The 19534-nt window shown below is 54.6% G+C and carries 16 protein-coding genes; 7 read left to right on the forward strand and 9 right to left on the reverse strand.

Going from position 1 to position 19534, the window contains the following annotated elements:
- Positions 1–4: 4 nt before the first annotated feature.
- The 7 genes from K239x_RS06610 to K239x_RS06640 form a co-directional block, all read right to left on the reverse strand.
- Positions 5–1069, reverse strand: coding sequence for a hydantoinase/oxoprolinase family protein (locus K239x_RS06610; RefSeq protein WP_419189752.1), 1065 nt, complete (start codon positions 1067–1069; stop codon positions 5–7).
- Positions 1066–2151: an ATP-grasp domain-containing protein gene (locus tag K239x_RS06615; protein WP_145416992.1), complete on the reverse strand. Its 1086-nt coding sequence runs from the start codon at positions 2149–2151 to the stop codon at positions 1066–1068. The genes K239x_RS06610 and K239x_RS06615 overlap by 4 nt, the downstream gene beginning before the upstream one ends.
- Positions 2152–2271: 120 nt before the next feature.
- Positions 2272–2592, reverse strand: coding sequence for a metal-sulfur cluster assembly factor (locus K239x_RS06620; protein ID WP_145416993.1), 321 nt, complete (start codon positions 2590–2592; stop codon positions 2272–2274).
- A 146-nt stretch (positions 2593–2738) separates the two neighbouring features.
- The gene (gene sufD, locus K239x_RS06625) at positions 2739–4043 is read right to left on the reverse strand and encodes a Fe-S cluster assembly protein SufD (RefSeq protein ID WP_419189753.1); all 1305 of its coding nucleotides are present in this window, start codon (positions 4041–4043) and stop codon (positions 2739–2741) included.
- A 159-nt stretch (positions 4044–4202) separates the two neighbouring features.
- Positions 4203–5609: a Fe-S cluster assembly protein SufB gene (gene sufB, locus K239x_RS06630; protein WP_145416995.1), complete on the reverse strand. Its 1407-nt coding sequence runs from the start codon at positions 5607–5609 to the stop codon at positions 4203–4205.
- Between the two features lie 123 nt (positions 5610–5732).
- Positions 5733–6548: a Fe-S cluster assembly ATPase SufC gene (gene sufC / locus K239x_RS06635; protein ID WP_145416996.1), complete on the reverse strand. Its 816-nt coding sequence runs from the start codon at positions 6546–6548 to the stop codon at positions 5733–5735.
- Between the two features lie 51 nt (positions 6549–6599).
- Positions 6600–7322, reverse strand: coding sequence for a helix-turn-helix transcriptional regulator (locus K239x_RS06640; protein ID WP_145416997.1), 723 nt, complete (start codon positions 7320–7322; stop codon positions 6600–6602).
- A gap of 231 nt (positions 7323–7553) precedes the next feature.
- Here K239x_RS06640 and K239x_RS06645 point away from each other — a divergent pair, with 231 nt between their 5' ends.
- Genes K239x_RS06645 through K239x_RS06655 form a run of 3 tightly spaced genes read left to right on the forward strand, consistent with a single transcriptional unit; the run spans position 7554 to position 9615 of the window.
- Positions 7554–8657: a glucose 1-dehydrogenase gene (locus K239x_RS06645; protein WP_145416998.1), complete on the forward strand. Its 1104-nt coding sequence runs from the start codon at positions 7554–7556 to the stop codon at positions 8655–8657.
- 54 nt (positions 8658–8711) lie between these two features.
- Positions 8712–9194: a DUF2244 domain-containing protein gene (locus tag K239x_RS06650; protein WP_145416999.1), complete on the forward strand. Its 483-nt coding sequence runs from the start codon at positions 8712–8714 to the stop codon at positions 9192–9194.
- 19 nt (positions 9195–9213) lie between these two features.
- Entirely contained in the window at positions 9214–9615 is a 402-nt protein-coding gene (locus K239x_RS06655) for a hypothetical protein (protein ID WP_145417000.1), read from the forward strand.
- A gap of 26 nt (positions 9616–9641) precedes the next feature.
- On the opposite strand, the gene K239x_RS06660 is transcribed toward K239x_RS06655, so the two are convergent.
- A complete protein-coding gene (locus tag K239x_RS06660; protein ID WP_145417001.1) occupies positions 9642–10808 on the reverse strand; it encodes a sialidase family protein in 1167 nt (388 codons plus the stop codon).
- Positions 10809–10936: 128 nt separating this feature from the next.
- Here K239x_RS06660 and K239x_RS06665 point away from each other — a divergent pair, with 128 nt between their 5' ends.
- The 4 genes from K239x_RS06665 to K239x_RS06680 all read left to right on the forward strand — a co-directional run bounded on the left by K239x_RS06665 (position 10937) and on the right by K239x_RS06680 (position 16312).
- Entirely contained in the window at positions 10937–13399 is a 2463-nt protein-coding gene (locus K239x_RS06665) for an outer membrane protein assembly factor BamB family protein (protein ID WP_145417002.1), read from the forward strand.
- Positions 13399–13797 (forward strand): DUF3859 domain-containing protein, encoded by a 399-nt coding sequence (locus tag K239x_RS06670; protein WP_145417003.1) that lies wholly within the window; start codon positions 13399–13401, stop codon positions 13795–13797. Before K239x_RS06665 ends, K239x_RS06670 begins: the two co-directional genes overlap by 1 nt.
- 4 nt (positions 13798–13801) lie before the next feature.
- Positions 13802–14965: a sialidase family protein gene (locus K239x_RS06675; RefSeq protein ID WP_145417004.1), complete on the forward strand. Its 1164-nt coding sequence runs from the start codon at positions 13802–13804 to the stop codon at positions 14963–14965.
- Positions 14966–15052: 87 nt separating this feature from the next.
- On the forward strand, positions 15053–16312 hold the full coding sequence (locus tag K239x_RS06680; RefSeq protein WP_145417005.1) for an outer membrane protein assembly factor BamB family protein: 1260 nt from the start codon (positions 15053–15055) through the stop codon (positions 16310–16312).
- A 220-nt stretch (positions 16313–16532) separates the two neighbouring features.
- On the opposite strand, the gene K239x_RS06685 is transcribed toward K239x_RS06680, so the two are convergent.
- Entirely contained in the window at positions 16533–18932 is a 2400-nt protein-coding gene (locus K239x_RS06685) for a DEAD/DEAH box helicase (RefSeq protein ID WP_419189754.1), read from the reverse strand.
- Positions 18933–19534 lie beyond the last annotated feature (602 nt).

The following is a 19534-nucleotide window of genomic DNA, read 5'->3' on the forward strand; positions in this document are numbered from 1 at the left end:
TGCTTTAAGTAGAGTTCTGCTGCGTCTGGGCAGCCAAAAGGGCCGCTACCGCAAACGCTGGAGCTGCCCGACAAACGGCTTCGCCAATGATGTCCTCCATCATTGTTCGACTCGGTTTGCCTGGCAAGTCGAATGCATTCTTGTTCAGTAAGTTCGGTCCATGCCCACTCAACACAATATCCATTGTGCCAATATCCAAGCCAAGCCGAGTAATGCCGTCGACGATGCGTTTGTTGGCGGCATCGACTACTTGGGTCGCCAAATCTTGGGCGTCTTGTTCGGAAACCGTTCGCCGGTCAAGTCCGATCATTCTTGCTAAGCGATTGGCCGCAAACGCGATCGTTCTCGGCTTCCCATCAGCCGAATCGCAATCGTTTTCCAGTGGCTCGGTTCGACCGAGCACGATCAAGGCGTCATCGATGGTGGCGAAAAATTCGTTCATCACCGTTGCTTCGGTTCCACGAAATGCTAGGTGGTCGACAAGGCCACAAACCGGGGTGCGGCGCCGCCCGACATAGACGAGTGATCCTTCGACTAATCGGTCGTGGTCGGTTTGGGCTTCCGTTGCAACTTGGCCAGCGCTAATTGGAATCAGGTCTGTCGTCGTTGACCCGATGTCAATCAGCAAGGCGTCTGATCGAATGGTTTGCCCAATGTAGTTGGCCAACGCGTGCCAGTTGGCCGCCGCAATGACGTCGGCGTTTGCGACCGCCCACGCGGCATCGTGAAATTTACCATCGACACCATAAAAGCAGACGTGGGAGATGGACAGTCTTTGCGCCATGGCAAGAACGTGGTCGACAATGTGCTCCACACCTTGCTGGCGATCGACAAAACAATCCGCCAGCTCTCCCGTCATCGTGACGGCTAGCGAATCGACATGGCCGAACTGCTGAACGTCCTTCACCATGGCGTCGGATAGCTGATCAGCTTGACGCCACATCGGAAAATTCGATGCCAGTGCTTCGGTGTCTTCGTAGGAGACGTATTTCAGATTCGCACCACCGATATCAACTCCGACAGTGCGTTTGAAGCTGCGTTCATCGTTTGCGGGGGCGATCTTGTTCACACACCATCTGCCACAACGTCGTTGACCCAGACTTGGCCATCCGGAGTCCAGCGGACGCCATCCACCGCGGTGGCGCAGTGCACTGGTCCTGTTTCGATTTCAAACAGTCGAGCCGCCAAATTGCCTTTGATCATCCGCCGCAGACCAACATAACTGGTCGTCAAACGGGGATTGATCTCGATCACGCAGTCTTCGCTTGGGCGATCAGCCAACAGCAGGTCCAAGCCGACAAAACCGCGTGGGGTCGGAGGCATTGCAGCGATCGCCCGCGACGCAAGTGATGTGGCACGTCGTTGGTCATCATCGGGTAGCGGTCCACAGCCGCCATCGTACTGGCAGGTTGATTGACGCAAAATTTGAGCAACCGCAGGCAAATACGTGTGATGATTGCCCGATGCGATCAGCGATACCGAAACGGCCCGGCCTGGTCGCCATTGCTGCAAAATCAGTTCTTCTCGCAATTCATCGCGGGCTTCGGCGAACGAATCAAACGTCCTGATTTCTTGGGTGCCGCATCCATCGCGTGGTTTGACTACAAAAGAATCGCAGCCTTGGAGGTCCGATTCGAATCGACGATCCGAAAGCGACATAAACAGTGGGTGAGCGACCGATGCATCGTGCAAAGCTTTAGCGGTTTGCAGTTTGTCGCTGGCGACCCTGAGGAAATCACCGCTGCTGGCGATCACGTCGACGCCTGCGGCACGCAGCATTGCGACTCCTTTGGCCAAAGTACCGTCACTCTCGGGAGCCACGATCAGGGCGCTGTCACATTGTTTCGCTGCGGCTGCCCACTGGGCCCATGGCGCAGTAGCGGGTTCGATTTCGACCGTTTGGGCTGCGATGTCCAGACCTAGTCTTGGGTCGATGGGGATCACCGCGTCAGCGAAAAACGAGATGTCGCTCACGATTGCTTGCAGCATCGCTTCGCCCTCGGTTCGCAGGCTGGTCGGAATCGCCAATGGCGCGTTCTGTAGCAGTCCTCCACCGCAGACGTATTCACCGACAAAAACTCGCATCGATTCAACCCCGGGTGCAGTGACATAAACGAGAATACCGCTGGTCAGCCAACCAAGCGATTCCATTAACTTAACTCACCGTGGCGGAGGCCGCCAAACCGAACTGAGTCAACTTAGGCGCGGGTTTCACCCTGAGATGAGACGCCAAACCATTGGTCTACTAATCGTTACCGATGCGTCGGTTTTTTAAAAGATGCCTAAATGATCACGTGCTTCGTCGGTCATCAAGTCGGGTGACCAAGCTGGTTCCATGACGACTTTGACTTCGCAAGTGTCTACTTCGTCCAAGCCTTCGGCGGCACCTTTGGTTCCGGCGACTAATTGTGGGCCAGCGGGGCACATCGGGCTGGTCATGGTCATTTCGATGTTCACATCGTGGCGGCCATCTTCTTTTTCGTCGCCGACGGCAACGACATAAATGAGGCCGAGATCGACAATGTTTACGTAGAGTTCGGGGTCGATGACCTGCTTGAGTGCTTCACGCACGGTGTCTTCGGCAAGCGCCATGGTGGTTTCCTTCGGTAAAATCGTTTGCGTTGGTTGTTGGTTTTGTTAGCAGCTGAGGCAGGCTTTCAGCCCGTAATTTAAGGGGCATCGTTGAGCCACCGATGACGGGCCCTTGGCTTTTGCCAGCGGCTGACGATGCAACTGTCCTATTCGTACTCGCGAACTTGTCTCGCGATAGCGTCACTGAGGGCGTCGCGAACACTATCGATTGTGATTCGATCGAAAATCTGTTGAAAGAATCCGATGACGATCATTCGTGTCGCTTCTTTGCGAGTAAAGCCTCGGCACTGAGCGTAGAAAATCTGTTCTTCATCGACCTTGGACGTCGTGCTCCCGTGCGTGCAACGCACATCGTCAGCTTCGATCTCCAGGCCGGGAATCGAATCGGCACGCGATGTTTGCGACAAAACGAGGTTGTCGTTTCGCTGGTAGCCGTCGGTCTTCTGAGCGTCTTTGTCAACTTTGATCATGCCACGCCAAACGGTGCGGCTTTTGTCTTGCTGTGCTGCTTTGTACAGAAAGTCACTGTGACAGCTGGGGGCGCGGTGATACTGCTGAGTGTGATAAGCCAAGTGCTGTCGGCCTTCGGTGAACATCACGCCGTTGACTTGGCTGTCTGCTCCCGGACCCACCATGTCGACCGATTGATTGACTTTGGAAAGCCCTGAACCCATCGCGGCGATCGTCCACTGCAGATTCGCATCGCGACCGATGATCGCTTTTTGGTGTGCGAAGTGGTACGTCTTGTGGCCCCACTCTTGCAGGTTCACGTAGCGCAGGTTTGATCCGGCTTTTTGGATCAGTTCGACCGCTCCGATGTGCAAGCCGCCGGCATCGGCAGTGACACCATTGGATTCGTGAAGCACCGTCGCTTGGGCGCCTTCGTCCAAGACGATCAGCGTGTGGGTTGTGTCGGTCCCGCCATCGGACAACATCGATCCGATGTGCAAAGGCCTTTCGATCACGACACCGCGCGGGACATACAAAAATTGTCCGCCGGAAAAGAACGCTGCGTGCAGTGCGGCGAACTTGTCGTAGTCGGGATCAAATGCTGTGAACAAATGCTCGCGAATCAGTATTTCGTGCTCTTCGCTCAATCGCGAAAGGTCGCCGAAGATTACCCCTTTGGCTGCCAATTCCGGATCAAGCGACTCACTGACCGTAAAGCTGTCTGCGGTTTCGATACTGCCGCCCAGTTCGACGCCTTCTTTCATCTGAGGCTTGGGCGCGACGTCGGGAGAAGTCACTGCCGGCAAACCGTACTTTTTTAACTGAAAAATACGATTGTCCGTGCGAATCCATTCTTCGTGACGTCGGTCCGGCCAAGCCATCGCGTCGGCATGATCCCACGCTTCGCGACGAAGATCGGTCAGCCAAGAAGGCTCGTTGCGGGATTCAACAAATGCATCGAAACCAGCGGCGTCAAATTGATGGGTGATTGTTTGCGGCATGAGAGTCTGTGATGTGCAGTTCGGCGAATAGGTAGACCTGCGACGCGATTCGCAGGGCGTGACGCCCATTGGGCGTCTTTGTTAGGAGTGGCAAATTGGTTGCCGCCAATTTGGCGTCGCGAACGGCGTCGCGAGGCTGCGGCGTAAGTGAGCTGGTGTTTAGCCCACACTGCCTTCCATTTGCAGTTGGATCAAACGGTTCATTTCGACCGCATATTCCATTGGCAGTTCTTTGACCAAAGGTTCGATGAAACCGTTGACGATCATCGTGCTGGCTTCTTGCTCGGTCAGGCCGCGGCTGAGCAAGTAAAACATTTGCTCTTCACCGATTCGCGAAACACTTGCTTCGTGACCGATCTGGCAATCCTGTTCTAGCACTTCGATGTACGGGTACGTGTCGCTGCGGCTTTCGGGATCCAAGATCAATGCGTCGCAAACGACGTTGTTCTTGCTGCCGTGAGCACCCGGTTCGACGCGAACGAGTCCACGATAGCTACCGCGACCACCATTCTTGCTGATACTCTTGCTGATGATTTGGCCGGTCGTATTAGGAGCCGCGTGAACCAATTTGGCACCCGCGTCTTGATGCTGGCCGGCACTGGAAAACGCGATCGACAAAATCTCGCCGCGAGCACCCGGTTCCATCATGTGAACCGCAGGGTACTTCATCGTCAGTTTGCTACCCAAGTTTCCGTCGACCCACTCCATCGTCGCGTCGCCGTATGCGTAAGCACGCTTGGTGACGAGGTTGTAGATGTTGTTGGCCCAGTTTTGGATCGTGGTGTAGCGACAACGTGCGTTACGTTTGACGACCACTTCGACGACCGCGCTGTGCAAGCTTTCGCTGCTGTACATCGGAGCGGTGCAGCCTTCGACGTAGTGCACGTTGGCACCTTCGTCGACGATGATCAGTGTGCGTTCGAACTGTCCCATGTTCTCTGCATTGATGCGGAAATACGCTTGCAGTGGGAAAGGGATCGTGACTCCCTTAGGGATGTAGATAAACGATCCACCCGACCAAACAGCACTGTTCAGGGCCGCAAATTTGTTGTCTTCCGACGGAATGATCTTTCCGAAGTACTCACGCAGCAAATCGGGATGCTCGCGGACAGCGGTATCTGTGTCCGTGAAAATCACGCCCAATTTTGCAAGGTCTTCTTCGAGCGATCCATACACCACTTCGCTCTCGAACTGTGCTTTCACGCCGGAGAGAAACTTTCGTTCCGCTTCGGGGATGCCAAGTTTCTCGAACGTTTCCTTGATCTCGTCAGGAACATCGTCCCAGGACTTTTCCTGCTGACTGGTTGGTTTCAGATAATAGAAAATGTCCTGAAAATCCAAGTCGATCGCGCCGCCCCATTTCGGCATTGGCTTTGACTCGAAAATTTCCAACGCGTCCAAGCGGAACTTCCGCATCCAGTCCGGTTCGCTTTTGATGTCGGAGATCTGGTTGACGATTTCCGCATCGATGCCTTTGCGTGCTTTAAAGACGCCGGTGGTTTCGGTGCGGAAGTTGTACTTGTTGATTTCGCCGATTTCGGCTGATTCTGTCACGTCGGTGGACATATAAGTTTCTCAGTCAGATGAGATGATTCTTTAATGAATTCTAAGTCGTTGCTGTCTCCCCGGTCGCTACTGCGTCCGACCCTCCCGAGGCCGGGAGAGTAAAGTCAAAGGGAGGGTCGCAGACTACACGCTGGCTTCTTCGGCCAGCATTTCTTGGTTGACGGCTTCGGCATCGGGGTAAGCCGAACGAATGCGGTCGTAACCACTTTCGTGCAACTCTGCGGCCAATTCTTTGCCGCCAGTTTCGACCAGTCGGCCGCCCAACATCACGTGCGTGAATTCTGGCGGATTGTGGACCAGCAGTTTGTCGTGGTGCGTGATAATCAGAAGGCCCATTTTTTCGCGACCGATATCGGCGATCGATTCGCTGGCCAATCGCACGGCGTCCGCGTCCAGTCCACTGTCGGTTTCGTCCAAGACAGCAAACTTGGGTTGCAGCATTGCCAATTGCAAAATTTCTGCACGTTTCATTTCGCCACCCGAGAAACCGTCGTTGACGTAACGACGTGCAAATTCGGTATCCATTCGCAAGTGAGCCATCTTCTCTTTCAGCTCTTTGCGGAATTCACGCATCGGAATCAGCTCTTCGCCTTCCTTGCGATCGGGACGACGAACGTTGGTCGTCGCGTGGCGCAGGAAGTCAGCCATCTTGACGCCAGGGATCGCCATCGGGCGTTGAAACGCCATGAAAATGCCTGCACGGGCCCGTTCGTCCGGGGCCATCGCCAAGACGTCTTCACCGTCAAGCGAAATGCTTCCGCCGGTGACTGTATAGCCAGGGTGCCCCATGATCGCCAAACCCAGCGTGCTCTTGCCGCTGCCGTTTGGTCCCATCAGGGCGTGGGTTTCACCGTGGTTGATCGTCAAGTCGACGCCACGAAGAATCGGCTTGTCGCCAACTGAAACGTGAAGCCCTTCGATTTTAAGAACGTGTGTCATGGATCGCAGATTCAAAAGTTAAAACGGATTTGTCTAATTAGGAAAATTGGATTACTTGGTCGTCTCGACCGCCGGCTGGGTTGCCTGCTCGACGGGCGAAAACTGACAGCAGGAATCGCCATCCAGACGACAACTGCTAAGTTCGACTTTCTGTCCCAGTGCTTCGGAGAACATTTGTTCTTCCAGCCGACACATCGAACGGTCATCAGAAACATCGGTAAGCGTCGGATAGGGGCATGCACCAATATCAAGCACTGGCAACTCGCCCGTTTGGGTAATGTGCGTGATCATCTGCCGATTGGTCAACAGATCGGACAATCGCTGCATACGTGTGTTGAATGATTCGCCATCGGATTCGGCAGCGGCAGCACGAACATCAGCGGCGTATTGCTTGCCAAGACGAGTCGCGATTCCTGCTAACAGATGATCGCGAGCGACTGGGTCATCCAGTTCCAATATCTCTCGCCACATTGCATCCGCCAACGCCGTGGCATTGGCCCCGACACTGCGGTGGCCCGCGACGGTCAATCGGTATCGAAAAGTCGGACGGCCACGACCGGCCGAGACTTTTTCGCGATCGATCAATCCCATCGCCAGCAGTCGCTCGATTCGCTGCCGAATCGCCGTAGCCGTCACGCCCAGCAACTCAGTCAACTCACCCACACCGACTGAATCAGTTTGACCAACAGTCAATTGACGCATCGCGACCAGCAAATCGCGGTCAATGGACCGGATCTCGTTGGGTTTATTGCAAGTGGTCGGCGGGTTGGTCATTAACGTAATAGTAGGGATGAACCCCTTTTTGACAACGGGTGTTGTCAAAAAACGGGGCTAATGGCGTAACATCCGGCTGTGTTTTGGTTTAGGTGGCAATAAAACTCGGCTCGCGGCGAATTTCGGCCCCTCACGCAGAGCGTTTTGGGCTGATACATTTCCCTTTGAGAAAAGTCGTCTGCCCGGCGCGAAATGACCAAAACCACCTAAAAAGCTTCCGACGAGTCCAAAATGAAAGCCGTTGCAGTTACTCCTGGCACTCCCAACAGCGTCCACCTAGAAGACATTCCAGCACCGTCGTTGGATCAAATTGCCGATGGACTAGGAGTTCTGGTCAAGGTGCTCAAAGTCGGAGTGGACGCGACAGATCGCGAGATCAACGAAGCGCAATATGGCAACGCACCCGAGGGCGATAAACATCTGGTCATCGGTCATGAGTCGTTTGGCATCGTCGAAGCGGTCGGTGAAAACGTCAAGCGAATCAAACCGGGCGACTACGTCACTGCCACGGTCCGACGTCCTGGAAATTCGATCTACGATTTGATCGGTACCAATGACATGACCAGCGAAGAGACGTACTACGAGCGCGGGATCAATCTGCGGCACGGATTTTTGACGGAGTACTTCGTCGATGAAGAAGAGTACATCGTCCGTGTTCCCGAAGGCCTAAAGCACTTGCACGTTTTGCAAGAGCCGATGAGCTGTGCGGCCAAAGCGGTTTACCAAGCCTACGAGGCGCAGCGCCGATTAAAGGTCTGGAGTCCCAAAGTCGCTTATGTGTTGGGCGCCGGACAGATCGGTTTGCTGACGACGTTGGTTTTGAAATTAAAAGGCTTGGAGGTTTACACGCTCGCTCGCGGCGAAGCACCGAACTTGAAAGCTGAAATCGTCGATGGAATGGAAGCCACCTACGTCAGCACCAAGGATAAGTCTTTGGCGGCTTTGGTCAAAGAAACCGGCAAACCCGATTTGATCGTCGATGCAACCGGCAGCAGCAAGTTGGCGTTCGAGGCGATGGAACACATTGGCCACAACGGAGTGGTCGTCTGGACTGGGATCACCGGTGGTGACAAAAAAACCGAAGTGCCATCGGACAATATCAATCTGAACTGGGTGCTCGGAAATAAACTTCTGCTCGGCAGCGTCAACGCGAACCGCGGTCACTTTGAGATGGGGATCCGCGACCTGGCGTTGGGTGATGTGATGTACCCCGGCGTGCTGCAAAAAATCCTGACACACGGCGTCGATGGGTTGGACAACTACGCCGAGATGATGCGGTTGTTGGTCGAAGACAAGAATGCGCTGAAAGTATTTGTTAACGTGGCCGAAGCGTAAGTCCAGCGGTAACGGTTACTCGTTCAGATATCAGCTGTGCCCCTGCAAAAAAAAATGCCACTGCCAGAAGAGATGACGTTGCATCCGTCGCCTAAGAAATGGGCGTTTGTGTTCGGCGTCGGCATTTTGTTTTGCTGTGGCGGTGTGCTTTTGGTAATCCAGCAGCCTGGTCTCATGTCCTGGCTGGTTCTCGCGTTTTTCGGGCTCGTCGCTGCGGTCGGACTCGCTATGATTTTGAGCAGACGGGCTCATTTGACGCTGCATGCGGATCGTTTTGAACAATCGGTGTTGGGGCGTCGGTTTCGGTACCAGTGGAACGAAGTGTCGGAATTTTTTGTTTGGAAGCACCAGTACAATTCGCTCGTCTGTTTTGATGTAGCGAAAGACAAAAGCGTGCTTGGAAGAATGAATCGTGGCCTGTCAGGGGCTTCGGGTTCGCTGTCCGACACCTTTGGAATCGATGCCGAAGATCTTGCCGAGTTGATGAATCGTTTCCGCGATCGATCCTTGATGCGAAGCGGTGACAAACCTTTTTAGTTTTCGACGATGAATTTTTATGCCGTTCAGCAAGTATCTTGCCGCATTCGTTGATCACCCTTTGTTGGGCGACCGCATGATGCATGTGCTGCAGTTGCTGCCTAGCGAAGTGAAGGACGACTTTGTCACCGATGCCAGATTCCAAGTAACAGTCGACAACTATCAAATAGGCAAAGGCTGGACTCTGGTGATGGATCTGCCAGGACCAGATGGCAGCGGTAGCCGGTGCGTTGTTTTGAAGCCCAAGTTGGCTCATTGTGATGAAGCGTTTGCTTGGTACGTGATCGCTCACGAATTTGCGCACGCTTACCTTCGTAATGGCGGATGGCAAGAAATTGCGGATCGCGAAGAAGCCGCCGACGCGTTGGCATCGAGCTGGGGTTTTGATCGCCCGAAAACTTTTTCAGGCTGGTTTTCATAGCTCCGTCGCTGGCGCAATCGAGCGTGTCACTTGGCTGAATTTGCAGTGGTTGATTTTGAAAACGCAGCCAATGGGATTCGCTTGATCTCCGTCGCCGACAGATAAAGGTCTTTCTTTTGCTGGCCTGCGATGTATCCGGCCAACACATGTGCCTTGGTGAAATGCATTGCGGTGTAGCAGTACCAGCCGTCAGGGTCGTCGCGAAGCACGGCTAGTTTTTGCCAAGTGCCTGCTTTGTCGGATGATCGGGCCAGGGTCAGTGGGGTTCGCAGTTTTCGCTGCTCAATTGGCAGGTCGTGGTGATCGTTCCAGATCATCAGCAAGTCGTTCGCGCCAGGAATGCGTTCGATGGATGCCGGCGATTGTGGCGATGCAATGTTGGACGCGGTCATCGGCGTCCATGAATCGCCTTGGTCCGACGAGAAGGACTGGTACTGCGTTCCTTGGTTGGTTCGGATAAACATCATCAACCGCCCGTCGGGCAACTCCACGACTCCTGGTTCTTGTGCCATGATCCGCTCGCCCTTCTCGTTCAGGCCTTTTTGCCAGGGACTACCCAGTCGCCAAGTCATGCCGGAATCGTCGGAAATGTAACAAGAGATTTCGCCGCGCCAGTCCGGTTTCTCCCACGCTGGTCGATGATGCAACGCAGCGGGAACGATCAAACGTCCCGATTGCAATTGGACCACGCGGTCGTTGTTGACGACGAAATAACCAACGTCGTCTTTGTCCGGGATCAGTCGCGGCTCGCTCCAAGTTTTCGCTTCGTCGGTCGAAAAACGGACAACGGGCCGGCAGTCGGTTAGCGAATTTTTCAGCAAGTAAAAAAGAGCGATGCGGCCGTCATGCAGTCGCAGAAGTGAAACGGACATCACGTTCATGCCACCATCATTTGGGACAACCAATTCGTCTGTCGTGGACCAAGTGGCACCACCATCGCTTGATAAACGGCTGACCAAATCCGCAGCATCGTGGTCACTTCCGCCACGAAAACGCGAATACACAAACAAAATTTTGTCATCCTGCAGTCCTACGAAATCGCCTTCGCTGTTGCGAGGATTGCCTGGTTTCGGCGGCAGACGTAACACAAGTTCAGTATGCGAGGAATCCTGCGCAGTGACGTTATCCGAAAACGCCGACGTCGCGATCAAAAGAACGCAGCAACCGGCGATGGTCCGAAGGACGACGGGCATGATTTAATTCCCATTGGTGGATCGGCAGTAGAACGACCATTGTAATGTCGGTGAGCGCTGGGTGACTTGTTAGAATGACAGGAAAATCTATCGGCTACTATTCGTAACACGATGTTGAAGTTGAAAACATGCGTTCTCGATCAATCCGCTTTGTTGCGTTCGTTGGAATGGTGTCGTTTGCATTGGTAGCGGCGTCGCAATCGCAAGAAGTTGCCCGCGTTGACAACTTAGGTGATCCGCTGCCGTCCCGAGCATTGTTGCGGATGGGAACGGAACGGTTCCGTTCGCCAGGGGTCATCTACGACATGGTGCTGGCCGATAACGACCGTGTGCTCGTGACGGCTGGAGATTATTTGACGGCTTGGGATGCTGAAACCGGAAAGCAGCTTTGGCGGCAATCGAGCCGGGCGATGGGCAATCGACTGACGACGTCTTACGGGGTGCGTTGTATTGACGCGATGCCGGATGGCATGCATGTGGTCACGCAAGGTCCCGGGGGCGACGTTTTGTTCTGGGATGTTCGCACTGGGAAATCCGAGCCCACGGAAATTCACGCGGCGGCAGACAGTGGTGGCATGTTTGGTGCAGTCTCCGCCATCGATGTGTCATCGGACGGCAAGCTGTTTGCTGTCGGCAATGGAAGGAAACTCCGGATTCAGAACCGAGCTGGAGAGGCACTGTTCGATATCGAAGAAAATTTTGGCCAACTTGATCCCAATGCCAAGGATGCTCGAGGTCGTCGGGACCGATTGTTTTTTGGTGGCCCGTTTCACTACGGCATTTTTTCGCCGGACGCGAAAATCCTTGCAAAACACGCGTGCGGCGATCCGAAAAAGGTTTTCTTGCTCAACGCTGAAACGGGCCAGGCGGAGCAAACGATTCAGTGCAAAGCCAACGCAGTGCGAATGGATTTTTCCCCCGACTCAAAACGGATCGCGATCACTCAACGCGATACCTCGATCCGGATGTACGACGTATCCACTGGCGATCTTGTCTGGGAAACCACGCTCGACGTGGATCGTACAACAGAGACTTATACATCGGCCATCAAGTTCAGCCCCGACGGCAAGCATCTAGCGGTTGCCGAACGCCAGCAACGACTGGTGCTATTGGATGCTCGCAGCGGAAAGCTGATCGGTTCGTTTCAAGGTCACTCTTGGAATCCTTGGGCGGTCGCGTTTTCGTCCGATAGCACGACGCTGTACTCGTCAGGCTGGGGCGGCATTGTGCATCGCTGGGACGTGGAGACGTTAGAGCAAATGCCCGTACCAGGCGCCGTACTTGGAACCAGCGTTGTCGCGGCATCGCACGATGGGAAATGGCTCGCTCACGTTGATCAAAAAGACATGGTGTACTTGATCGATAAGGCCAGTGGAAAAGAAGTTCGAAAGTGGAAGTCGACTCACGGTGGTTGTGAGACCCTGGCATTTTCGCATGACGGTCAACTTCTGGCAGGTGGCGGAGCCGGCGACAAAGTGCAAGTGAGCGTCTGGGAGATCGCATCCGGCAAATGCACCAGTCATTGGCTTTGGCCCAAAGGCAAGGATTCGAATTCGGGAATCCAGGAAATCGAATTCTCTCGTGATGGTCGATTCCTCGCTGCCGCATCGTTCCGCCAAGATGCAGCGTACCTCTGGGAGTTGTCGACCGGAAAGCAGGTCGCAAAGCTAAAGCACAAGGATGTCTATGGGCTTTCTTTCACGCCGGCGAGCGACAAGTTGTTGACGGCAGGGTGGGACAAAAAGGTGCGTTGCTGGGATCTGCCCACCGCCAACGAAGCGACGGCGTTTGAGATTCCCGAGAGCCCCGGAAACGGCGACGAGCGTATGTATACCGTTGAAGTTGATCCGTCGGGAGAAATGTTTGCGACCACCCAGTTGATGCGGCGGGTACTGTTCTGGAACTTGGACGATTTGATAGAACGCGGCGGCATTCGCATCGATGGAGGATTTACCTTTGGCTCGTCCTGCTTCTCCCCCGATGGTTTGTGGTTTGCAACGGGCGGCAGCGGCAAAATTCAGATTTGGGATCCCTGGTCGGTGGGCAATGACGCGGAAGAGACGATGTTATTTGAGTTCGACGGGCACGAAAAACACGTCTACGACATTCAGTTTTCCGGTGATAACCGCACGCTCGTATCCGGCGCCGCCAGCACGTCGCTGCTGTGGAATCTGCGACCCGAAATCACGGTTCGCTCGCTCAGTGAGCATGCCGATTCGTTGGTGCATGCCAATGGACCCGAGTCGTACACGGCATGGTGGGCGCTGGTCGATGCCGGCGACACTGCGGTGCCGTTGCTTCGTGAGCGTTTGCCAGCGTCGCGCAAACTCACCAACTTGGGCCGGATGATCAGTGGTTCGGCGGTCGGCGAACGTGACCGACGTCGTGCATTGTTAATGAAGATGGCGGCCAGCAACAAGCGAAGCATGCGTCTGGGAGTTGCCAAACGCATTGTGTCGGTGCTGTCGCATATCGGCTCGGATTCATCCATCGCTCTGCTGAGGGAACTGGCCAGCCAAGACGACGAATTAGGAGATGTTGCAAGCCAGCAGCTTTCTGTTTGGGCGCCGATCGGGCAGGCAAAAAACTGATGGCAAGACGAAAACCAGAAGTCCGAATGCGATCCTACGGTGTTTATTCGAAGTGGGAATCAAGCTCCAAGGAACTGCCGGATTTAGTCGAGGTCACGACGGAGATTCCCGCCGAGATTGACATTGAATTTGGGTTCATCGTCAACATCAAGTGGGCCAAGAATAGTGAACTGACATTCTGCATCGATCATCCAGGCATCTTGGACGCGCAGGGGCAACGCCGAAGTGCCTTTGATGGTGTCGTTTTTGTGAAAACGAATGACTGGCACTTTTTCTTGGGCGATACAATCTGGGAGCCCGTTGCTGACAAGCTTGGGCCATGGCGGCTAACGCTAGAATTGGGCGGGAGAACTGTCGCAGAAAAGACCTTCCTTGTACACGAACCAAATACTGATTGATCAAATGAAAATAAGACACTGCTCGGTTGCAATGCTTGCCGTCTTGTTCGTTGCACTGCCGATTGGTTTGGTAGCAGCACAAGACCCGGCTGCTGGATCGTCCATGACGTCGATCGATGTTTTTACCAGCCAGTCCGATGGCTACCATTCGTACCGAATACCGGCGATCGTTTCATCCAAGTCGGGAACGCTGCTCGCTTTTTGTGAAGCGAGAAAAGAAAGCAGAAGCGATACCGGCAACATTGATTTGGTGCTGCGACGGTCGACCGACAACGGACGAACTTGGTCCGATTCTATTTTGGTTTGGGATGATGGCGACAACACGTGTGGCAACGCGACTCCCGTCGTCGATCAATCGACGGGCACCATCTGGTTGCCGATGACTTGGAACCTTGGCAGCGACCACGAAGGCAAAATCAAGGCGGGGACCAGCAAGTATCCTCGCCGTGTTTACATCACGCATTCGACAGACGACGGGCTGACTTGGGCACCGCCTACGGAAATCTCATCAACAGTTCGCAAGGATCACTGGCGCTGGTACGCGACGGGTCCGGGCAACGCGATCCAGTTGACTCGCGGCGAACACGCGGGACGCTTGGTGATTCCGGCCAATCATTCCGATCACTCCGATCCAGCCTTTCATCCTTACCGCAGTCATGTTTTTTGGTCCGATGATCACGGCGCGACGTGGCAACTGGGGGGCGTTCACGAGGACAAAACCAATGAATCGGCAGTCGCCGAGCGGAGTGACGGTTCGATCTTGCAAGCGATGCGTTCGTATCACCGCACCAACCAACGTGCGATGTCGACCAGCAACGATGGCGGCAAGACGTGGAGTGACTTGTACTTGGATGCCCAGCTGGATACACCGGTTTGCCAAGCCAGTTTGATTCGCTACTCGTTTGCCGACGCCCAGGCGAAAGGCAGCAAGAGTCGTTTGCTATTCGCTAGTCCGAAAGGAAAAAAACGACGCGACATTCATGTCTGGCTTAGCTATGACGAAGGCAAGACATGGCCCATCTCCAAGCAAATCGATTCGGATGATTCCGCGTATAGCAATCTGATAGAGCTACCGGACAACCGCATTGGGCTGCTCTATGAAAAAAGTGACTACAAGACCATTACGTTAAAGACGTTTCCGCTGTCATGGCTGGAATCCAATCGCTAGCGTTGCGTGCTACTAGCCATTTCGAGTATCGAAACCTCCCCCTTCCGATTTTTGCTCCACTACAAACACCGCTACGAGATTTGAATAATGAAAAATGTCCTTCTGCTCACAATCGTCGCATCGATCGTGTGCCACTCGCAAGTTTCCGCCGACAATTGGGCTCACTGGCGAGGCCCCGCGGGCAACGGTGTCGCAGCCGCTGCCAACCCACCGACAACGTGGAGCGATACGGAAAACGTCAAATGGAAAGTCGCCATCCCCGGCAAGGGTTCGGGATCACCGGTCATTTGGGAAAACCAAGTCTTTGTGGTGACCGCGGTTCCCGAAGGTAGTTCCGGCGGACGGCTACCGCAGTTGAACTTCAAGCTGCTTTCCTTTAATCGCGCCAACGGAGAAAAGCTTTGGGAGCAGACGGCCATTGTCGCAACGCCGCACCAAGAAACGCACTCGACCAATGGTTTTGCATCGGGATCGCCGTGCACTGACGGACAGCACGTCTACGCGTTTTTTGGTTCACGCGGTTTGCACTGTTACACCATGGACGGGCAGCTGGTTTGGCAGCGGAATGATTTTGGCAAGATGGACACGCGAAACAATTTTGGCGAAGGCGCTTCACCGACGATTGTTGACGACAAGATTCTGGTGCCTTGGGATCACGAGGGAAGTTCTTTTCTCTATGCGTTGGACAAAACGACCGGCAAAGACATTTGGAAGACAGCCCGTGACGAACCGACTTGTTGGGCTACGCCACTGGTCGTGCAGCACAATGGTCAAAAACAAGTGGTGATGAATGGACAGACCAGCGCGCGTTGCTACGACTTGGAGTCCGGCAAAGAACTTTGGCGATGCGGTGGCCAAACTCAACGCCCCGTCGCGTCGGCCGTCTCAGTGGGTGACATGGTGTACATCGGCAGTGGTTTTCGCGGCAACTTTATGGGCGCGTTTCGACTGGGCGGTAGCGGCAATATCGAAAACTCCCCCAACGTTGCATGGACGATTGATCGTGACTGTCCCGATATCGCTTCGCCGCTGCTTTCGCGTGGTCGGCTTTACTTTCACAAAGGCAAAAGTGGTCAGTTCACTTGCGTCGACGCCAAAACCGGCAAGCCGTTCTACAGTGCCGAGCGAATCCCTGGCATCAAGAGCACCTATGCGTCGCCGATTGCCGCAGGAGGCAAGGTGTACATCACGGGACGAAGCGGTACGACGACCGTGATCGAAGAAGCCGACACACTGAAAGTGTTGGCGACCAACAGCGTCGGAGAAACCGTGGACGCCACGCCAGCTCCGGTGGACAACGAATTGTTTATTCGCGGCGAGCAACACCTGTTCTGTATCGCTGAGTGAATTGTGTATCGCTAAGGATGAGGATACCGCGCAGTATTGGTTTGCGAGCTTTGATCTGCACATGACGGATCACCGTTTGCATCAGCTTGGCACTGATGCCGGATAACACTGTTGCAAAAAAAAAGGCCGATCAGCGGCCGACGCAAGCGTCGGCCGCCAAATGGCCTTTTGGTTCAATCATTGTTTGACGCGTTCAACCCGTCAGACAAAAACGCAACGCTTACTTTGAGCTGCGTTTCTTGTTTTTGTTGGCGCCCGCACCGGGCCCGTGGAAACTGGTACGTGCTCCGGCGCCTTTACCGGCCTTCAGTTTGGCTCGCTTGGCTTTACCTTTGTGATGCGGCTTGCCGCCGTCCTTGCTGAAGTCCTTCTTGAACTTTGGCTTTGCGTGACGCACCGTCTCGCCGCCTGTGTCGGTCTTGATATTCAGTTGCTTGCCAGAAACCCAAGTTCTGCTCAGCGATTGATAGACGTCCTTGGGCATGCCTTCGGGCAAATCGACTGTGCTGTAGGAGTCGTGGATCTTGATGGGCCCGATGAATTCGCCATCGATACCGGCTTCATTGGCGACTGCACCGACGATGTTGCCAGGTTTGACGCCATCCTGTCGGCCGACTTCGATGCGGTAACGCTGCATGCCGTCTTCAGGGGGACCCAGTTGACGATCACGGCCGCCGAATTTGCTTTCGCTCTTTTTGCCGTAGGGGCGATCGGAACTACGATCGTCACGGTCAAATTTCTCGCGACGTTTGCCTTTGCGATCTTCACGTTCGCGAGCGACAGGCTTAGGCAAATCACGCATCAAGAACGAACGACCTTGTTGCGAAATCTGAGCCAGCGCGGCGGCGATCATGTCCATCGGCTTGCCGGTTTCGGCAGCGTACTCGGAGATCAATTCTTTGAACATCGTTAGGTCGCGGCCGCTGGTCACGTCCGTGATTCGCTGTTTGAACTCGGCGATGCGTTTGGCGTTGATGTCGTCTGCAGTGGGAGGATCCACAACTTCTATCGTATGCTTGGTAACACGTTCGATGTTGCGAAGCTTGTGACGCTGGGAGTAGGTCAAAAAGATCACCGCTTCGCCTTTGCGTCCGGCCCGACCGGTACGTCCAATGCGGTGAATGTAAGATTCCGTGTCGTGCGGCAAATCAAAGTTGATGACGTGGCTGATCCGGCTAACGTCCAGTCCGCGCGCCGCAACGTCGGTGGCGACTAGGATGTCCAGCTTGCCACTTTTTAGTTGCTCGATGGTGCGTTCACGAGTTCTTTGCGGCATGTCACCGTTGAGGGCGACGGCGGACAGGCCTTCGCGATTGAGTTTTTCGGCGACTTGGACCGTGGCGTCTTTTGTCTTGGTAAAGACGATCACGCCATCGGTTTCTTCTGCTTCCAAGAACGTTTTCAGAATTGTGATCTTGTTCTTAGGAGCAACAAAGAGTGCTCGCTGACGGATCGAATCGGCCGTCATCGTTTTCTTCTTGATCGTGATCGTCACCGGATCAGTCAGGTAACGCTCCGAGATCTTACGGATCGGTGCTGGCAAGGTTGCCGAGAATAAAGCGACCTGTCGTTTCGCGGGCGCTTTGTTGAGAACGAATTCGACGTCCTCCAAGAAACCCATGTTCAGCATCTCATCGGCTTCGTCCAAAACCAACGTGTCGATTCCGCTCAGGTCAAGCGTGCCACGCTTGATATGGTCGATGACTCGGCCGGGGGTTCCGACAACAACATGCACACCGCGCCGAAGAGCACGCAGTTGTGGATCGTAGTCCTGACCACCGTAGATCGGCAGCACGCTGAATTTTGGCATTCCCGAAGCGTAAGTCTTGAAAGACTTGGCAACTTGAATGGCCAGTTCGCGAGTCGGTGCCAGGACCAATACTTGCGGGCTGCGCTTTTTGATTTTGATTCGCGAAAGGATAGGAAGCGCGAAGGCGGCTGTTTTTCCGGTTCCCGTTTGTGATTGGGCCAGCACATCGCGGCCGTCCAGCATGTGAGGAATGATCTCGGATTGAATCTCAGTAGGGATTTCGTAACCCGAGTCAACGATTGCTTCTTGCACTTCACTCTTCAGTGGCAAGTCGGCAAACGTGGGGCCTGTTTTGACAACAGGAGCGATGTGCTCTTCGGCGGTTGCGACGGGGATTTCCGTTTTCGCAACCGGTGTCTCGGGGGTGGCTCGGACGGCCGGCGTAGTTTGATCAACCGCAACTGGTTCGGCAACCACTTTGGCTGGCTCGGAAACGACAGCGATGGGCGCGACTGCTTCAGCCGCTGGCTCGCTAACGACTGGCGCCGTTGCAACGGGTTCGGTCACGACTGGTGCCACAGCAACTGGCTGCTCTGCGACTGGTTCCGCAGCGACTGGTGCCACAGCAACAGGTTCTGCAACGACTGGCGATTCGGTTGTTGGCTGCTCGCTCACGACCGGTTCTGCGGGAACGCTGACTTGCGGCGCGGTCGGTTGTGCGGCACCCAAAGGGGCCTGCAGTTCGACTACCGATTCAGAAAGCCATTCCACGCGGTCGGCTTGTTGAGCGGCCGGGCTGCTGGATGATTCAGGAGAGGATTCGGGCGCAACTTCAGCAGCGACCACTTTTGGGGAGTTGTCTTCAGACATCAATCGAAATTCCATAGTTGATGACCGCGAATGTCAAACCTGACGATTCATGGCCGTGCGAATGCATCAAGCTCACGCGGAAGGCGCAAGAGGTGTTGGGGCGGTCGCATCAAATTTAAAAAACACTAAGAGCGACGCCGCTTCATTCACACTGTCCGTTCTGATCAAATCACTGCGTGTTCGGGGCAAAGCCCACTCTCACGCCGGAGAACGTATCGGAAGTCCTGTCGCTTGATGAGCCGGTTGAGAGAACGTTTGTCGACGTCAATTGCGTCGTCATTCTCAAAGGGTATCGGCCGACAAAGCCGCATAATTTCAGAGCTGTGTTTGCTCCGAAGACTCATTTCATCAGTAAAAGTACACGAACGCCGGCTGATGCGGTAGGAGCAAAGTGAGCGTGATTGGCCTGATTCGCAGGACAATTCGCTTGCGAGGTGATCTGCCCCCTAAGAGTGGACTGACCGTGAAAGGTTGCAAAGTCAGCCAGGACAGTCAGCACGAACATCCGGCTGGCAACCACCGATTTGCGATCTCCTGCGTGATGTCCAGCGTGCTAGTTAATCAGCACTGTCGCCACCGACCCCGCTCGGACTTCGGGGGGG

This window comes from Stieleria marina (genome assembly GCA_007741555.1).
Taxonomy (GTDB): domain Bacteria; phylum Planctomycetota; class Planctomycetia; order Pirellulales; family Pirellulaceae; genus K23-9.

Bases quoted from the DNA above. Each gene is read 5' to 3' on its own strand.
- K239x_RS06670 (WP_145417003.1), top strand. From the start codon at position 13,399: ATGGCAAGACGAAAACCAGAAGTCCGAATGCGATCCTACGGTGTTTAT.
- K239x_RS06645 (WP_145416998.1), top strand. From the start codon at position 7,554: ATGAAAGCCGTTGCAGTTACTCCTGGCACTCCCAACAGCGTCCACCTA.
- sufC (WP_145416996.1), bottom strand. From the start codon at position 6,548: ATGACACACGTTCTTAAAATCGAAGGGCTTCACGTTTCAGTTGGCGAC.
- K239x_RS06640 (WP_145416997.1), bottom strand. From the start codon at position 7,322: ATGACCAACCCGCCGACCACTTGCAATAAACCCAACGAGATCCGGTCC.
- K239x_RS06650 (WP_145416999.1), top strand. From the start codon at position 8,712: ATGCCACTGCCAGAAGAGATGACGTTGCATCCGTCGCCTAAGAAATGG.
- K239x_RS06655 (WP_145417000.1), top strand. From the start codon at position 9,214: ATGCCGTTCAGCAAGTATCTTGCCGCATTCGTTGATCACCCTTTGTTG.
- K239x_RS06615 (WP_145416992.1), bottom strand. From the start codon at position 2,151: ATGGAATCGCTTGGTTGGCTGACCAGCGGTATTCTCGTTTATGTCACT.
- sufD (WP_419189753.1), bottom strand. From the start codon at position 4,043: ATGCCGCAAACAATCACCCATCAATTTGACGCCGCTGGTTTCGATGCA.
- K239x_RS06685 (WP_419189754.1), bottom strand. From the start codon at position 18,932: ATGTCTGAAGACAACTCCCCAAAAGTGGTCGCTGCTGAAGTTGCGCCC.
- K239x_RS06675 (WP_145417004.1), top strand. From the start codon at position 13,802: ATGAAAATAAGACACTGCTCGGTTGCAATGCTTGCCGTCTTGTTCGTT.
- K239x_RS06665 (WP_145417002.1), top strand. From the start codon at position 10,937: ATGCGTTCTCGATCAATCCGCTTTGTTGCGTTCGTTGGAATGGTGTCG.
- K239x_RS06660 (WP_145417001.1), bottom strand. From the start codon at position 10,808: ATGCCCGTCGTCCTTCGGACCATCGCCGGTTGCTGCGTTCTTTTGATC.
- K239x_RS06620 (WP_145416993.1), bottom strand. From the start codon at position 2,592: ATGGCGCTTGCCGAAGACACCGTGCGTGAAGCACTCAAGCAGGTCATC.
- K239x_RS06680 (WP_145417005.1), top strand. From the start codon at position 15,053: ATGAAAAATGTCCTTCTGCTCACAATCGTCGCATCGATCGTGTGCCAC.
- sufB (WP_145416995.1), bottom strand. From the start codon at position 5,609: ATGTCCACCGACGTGACAGAATCAGCCGAAATCGGCGAAATCAACAAG.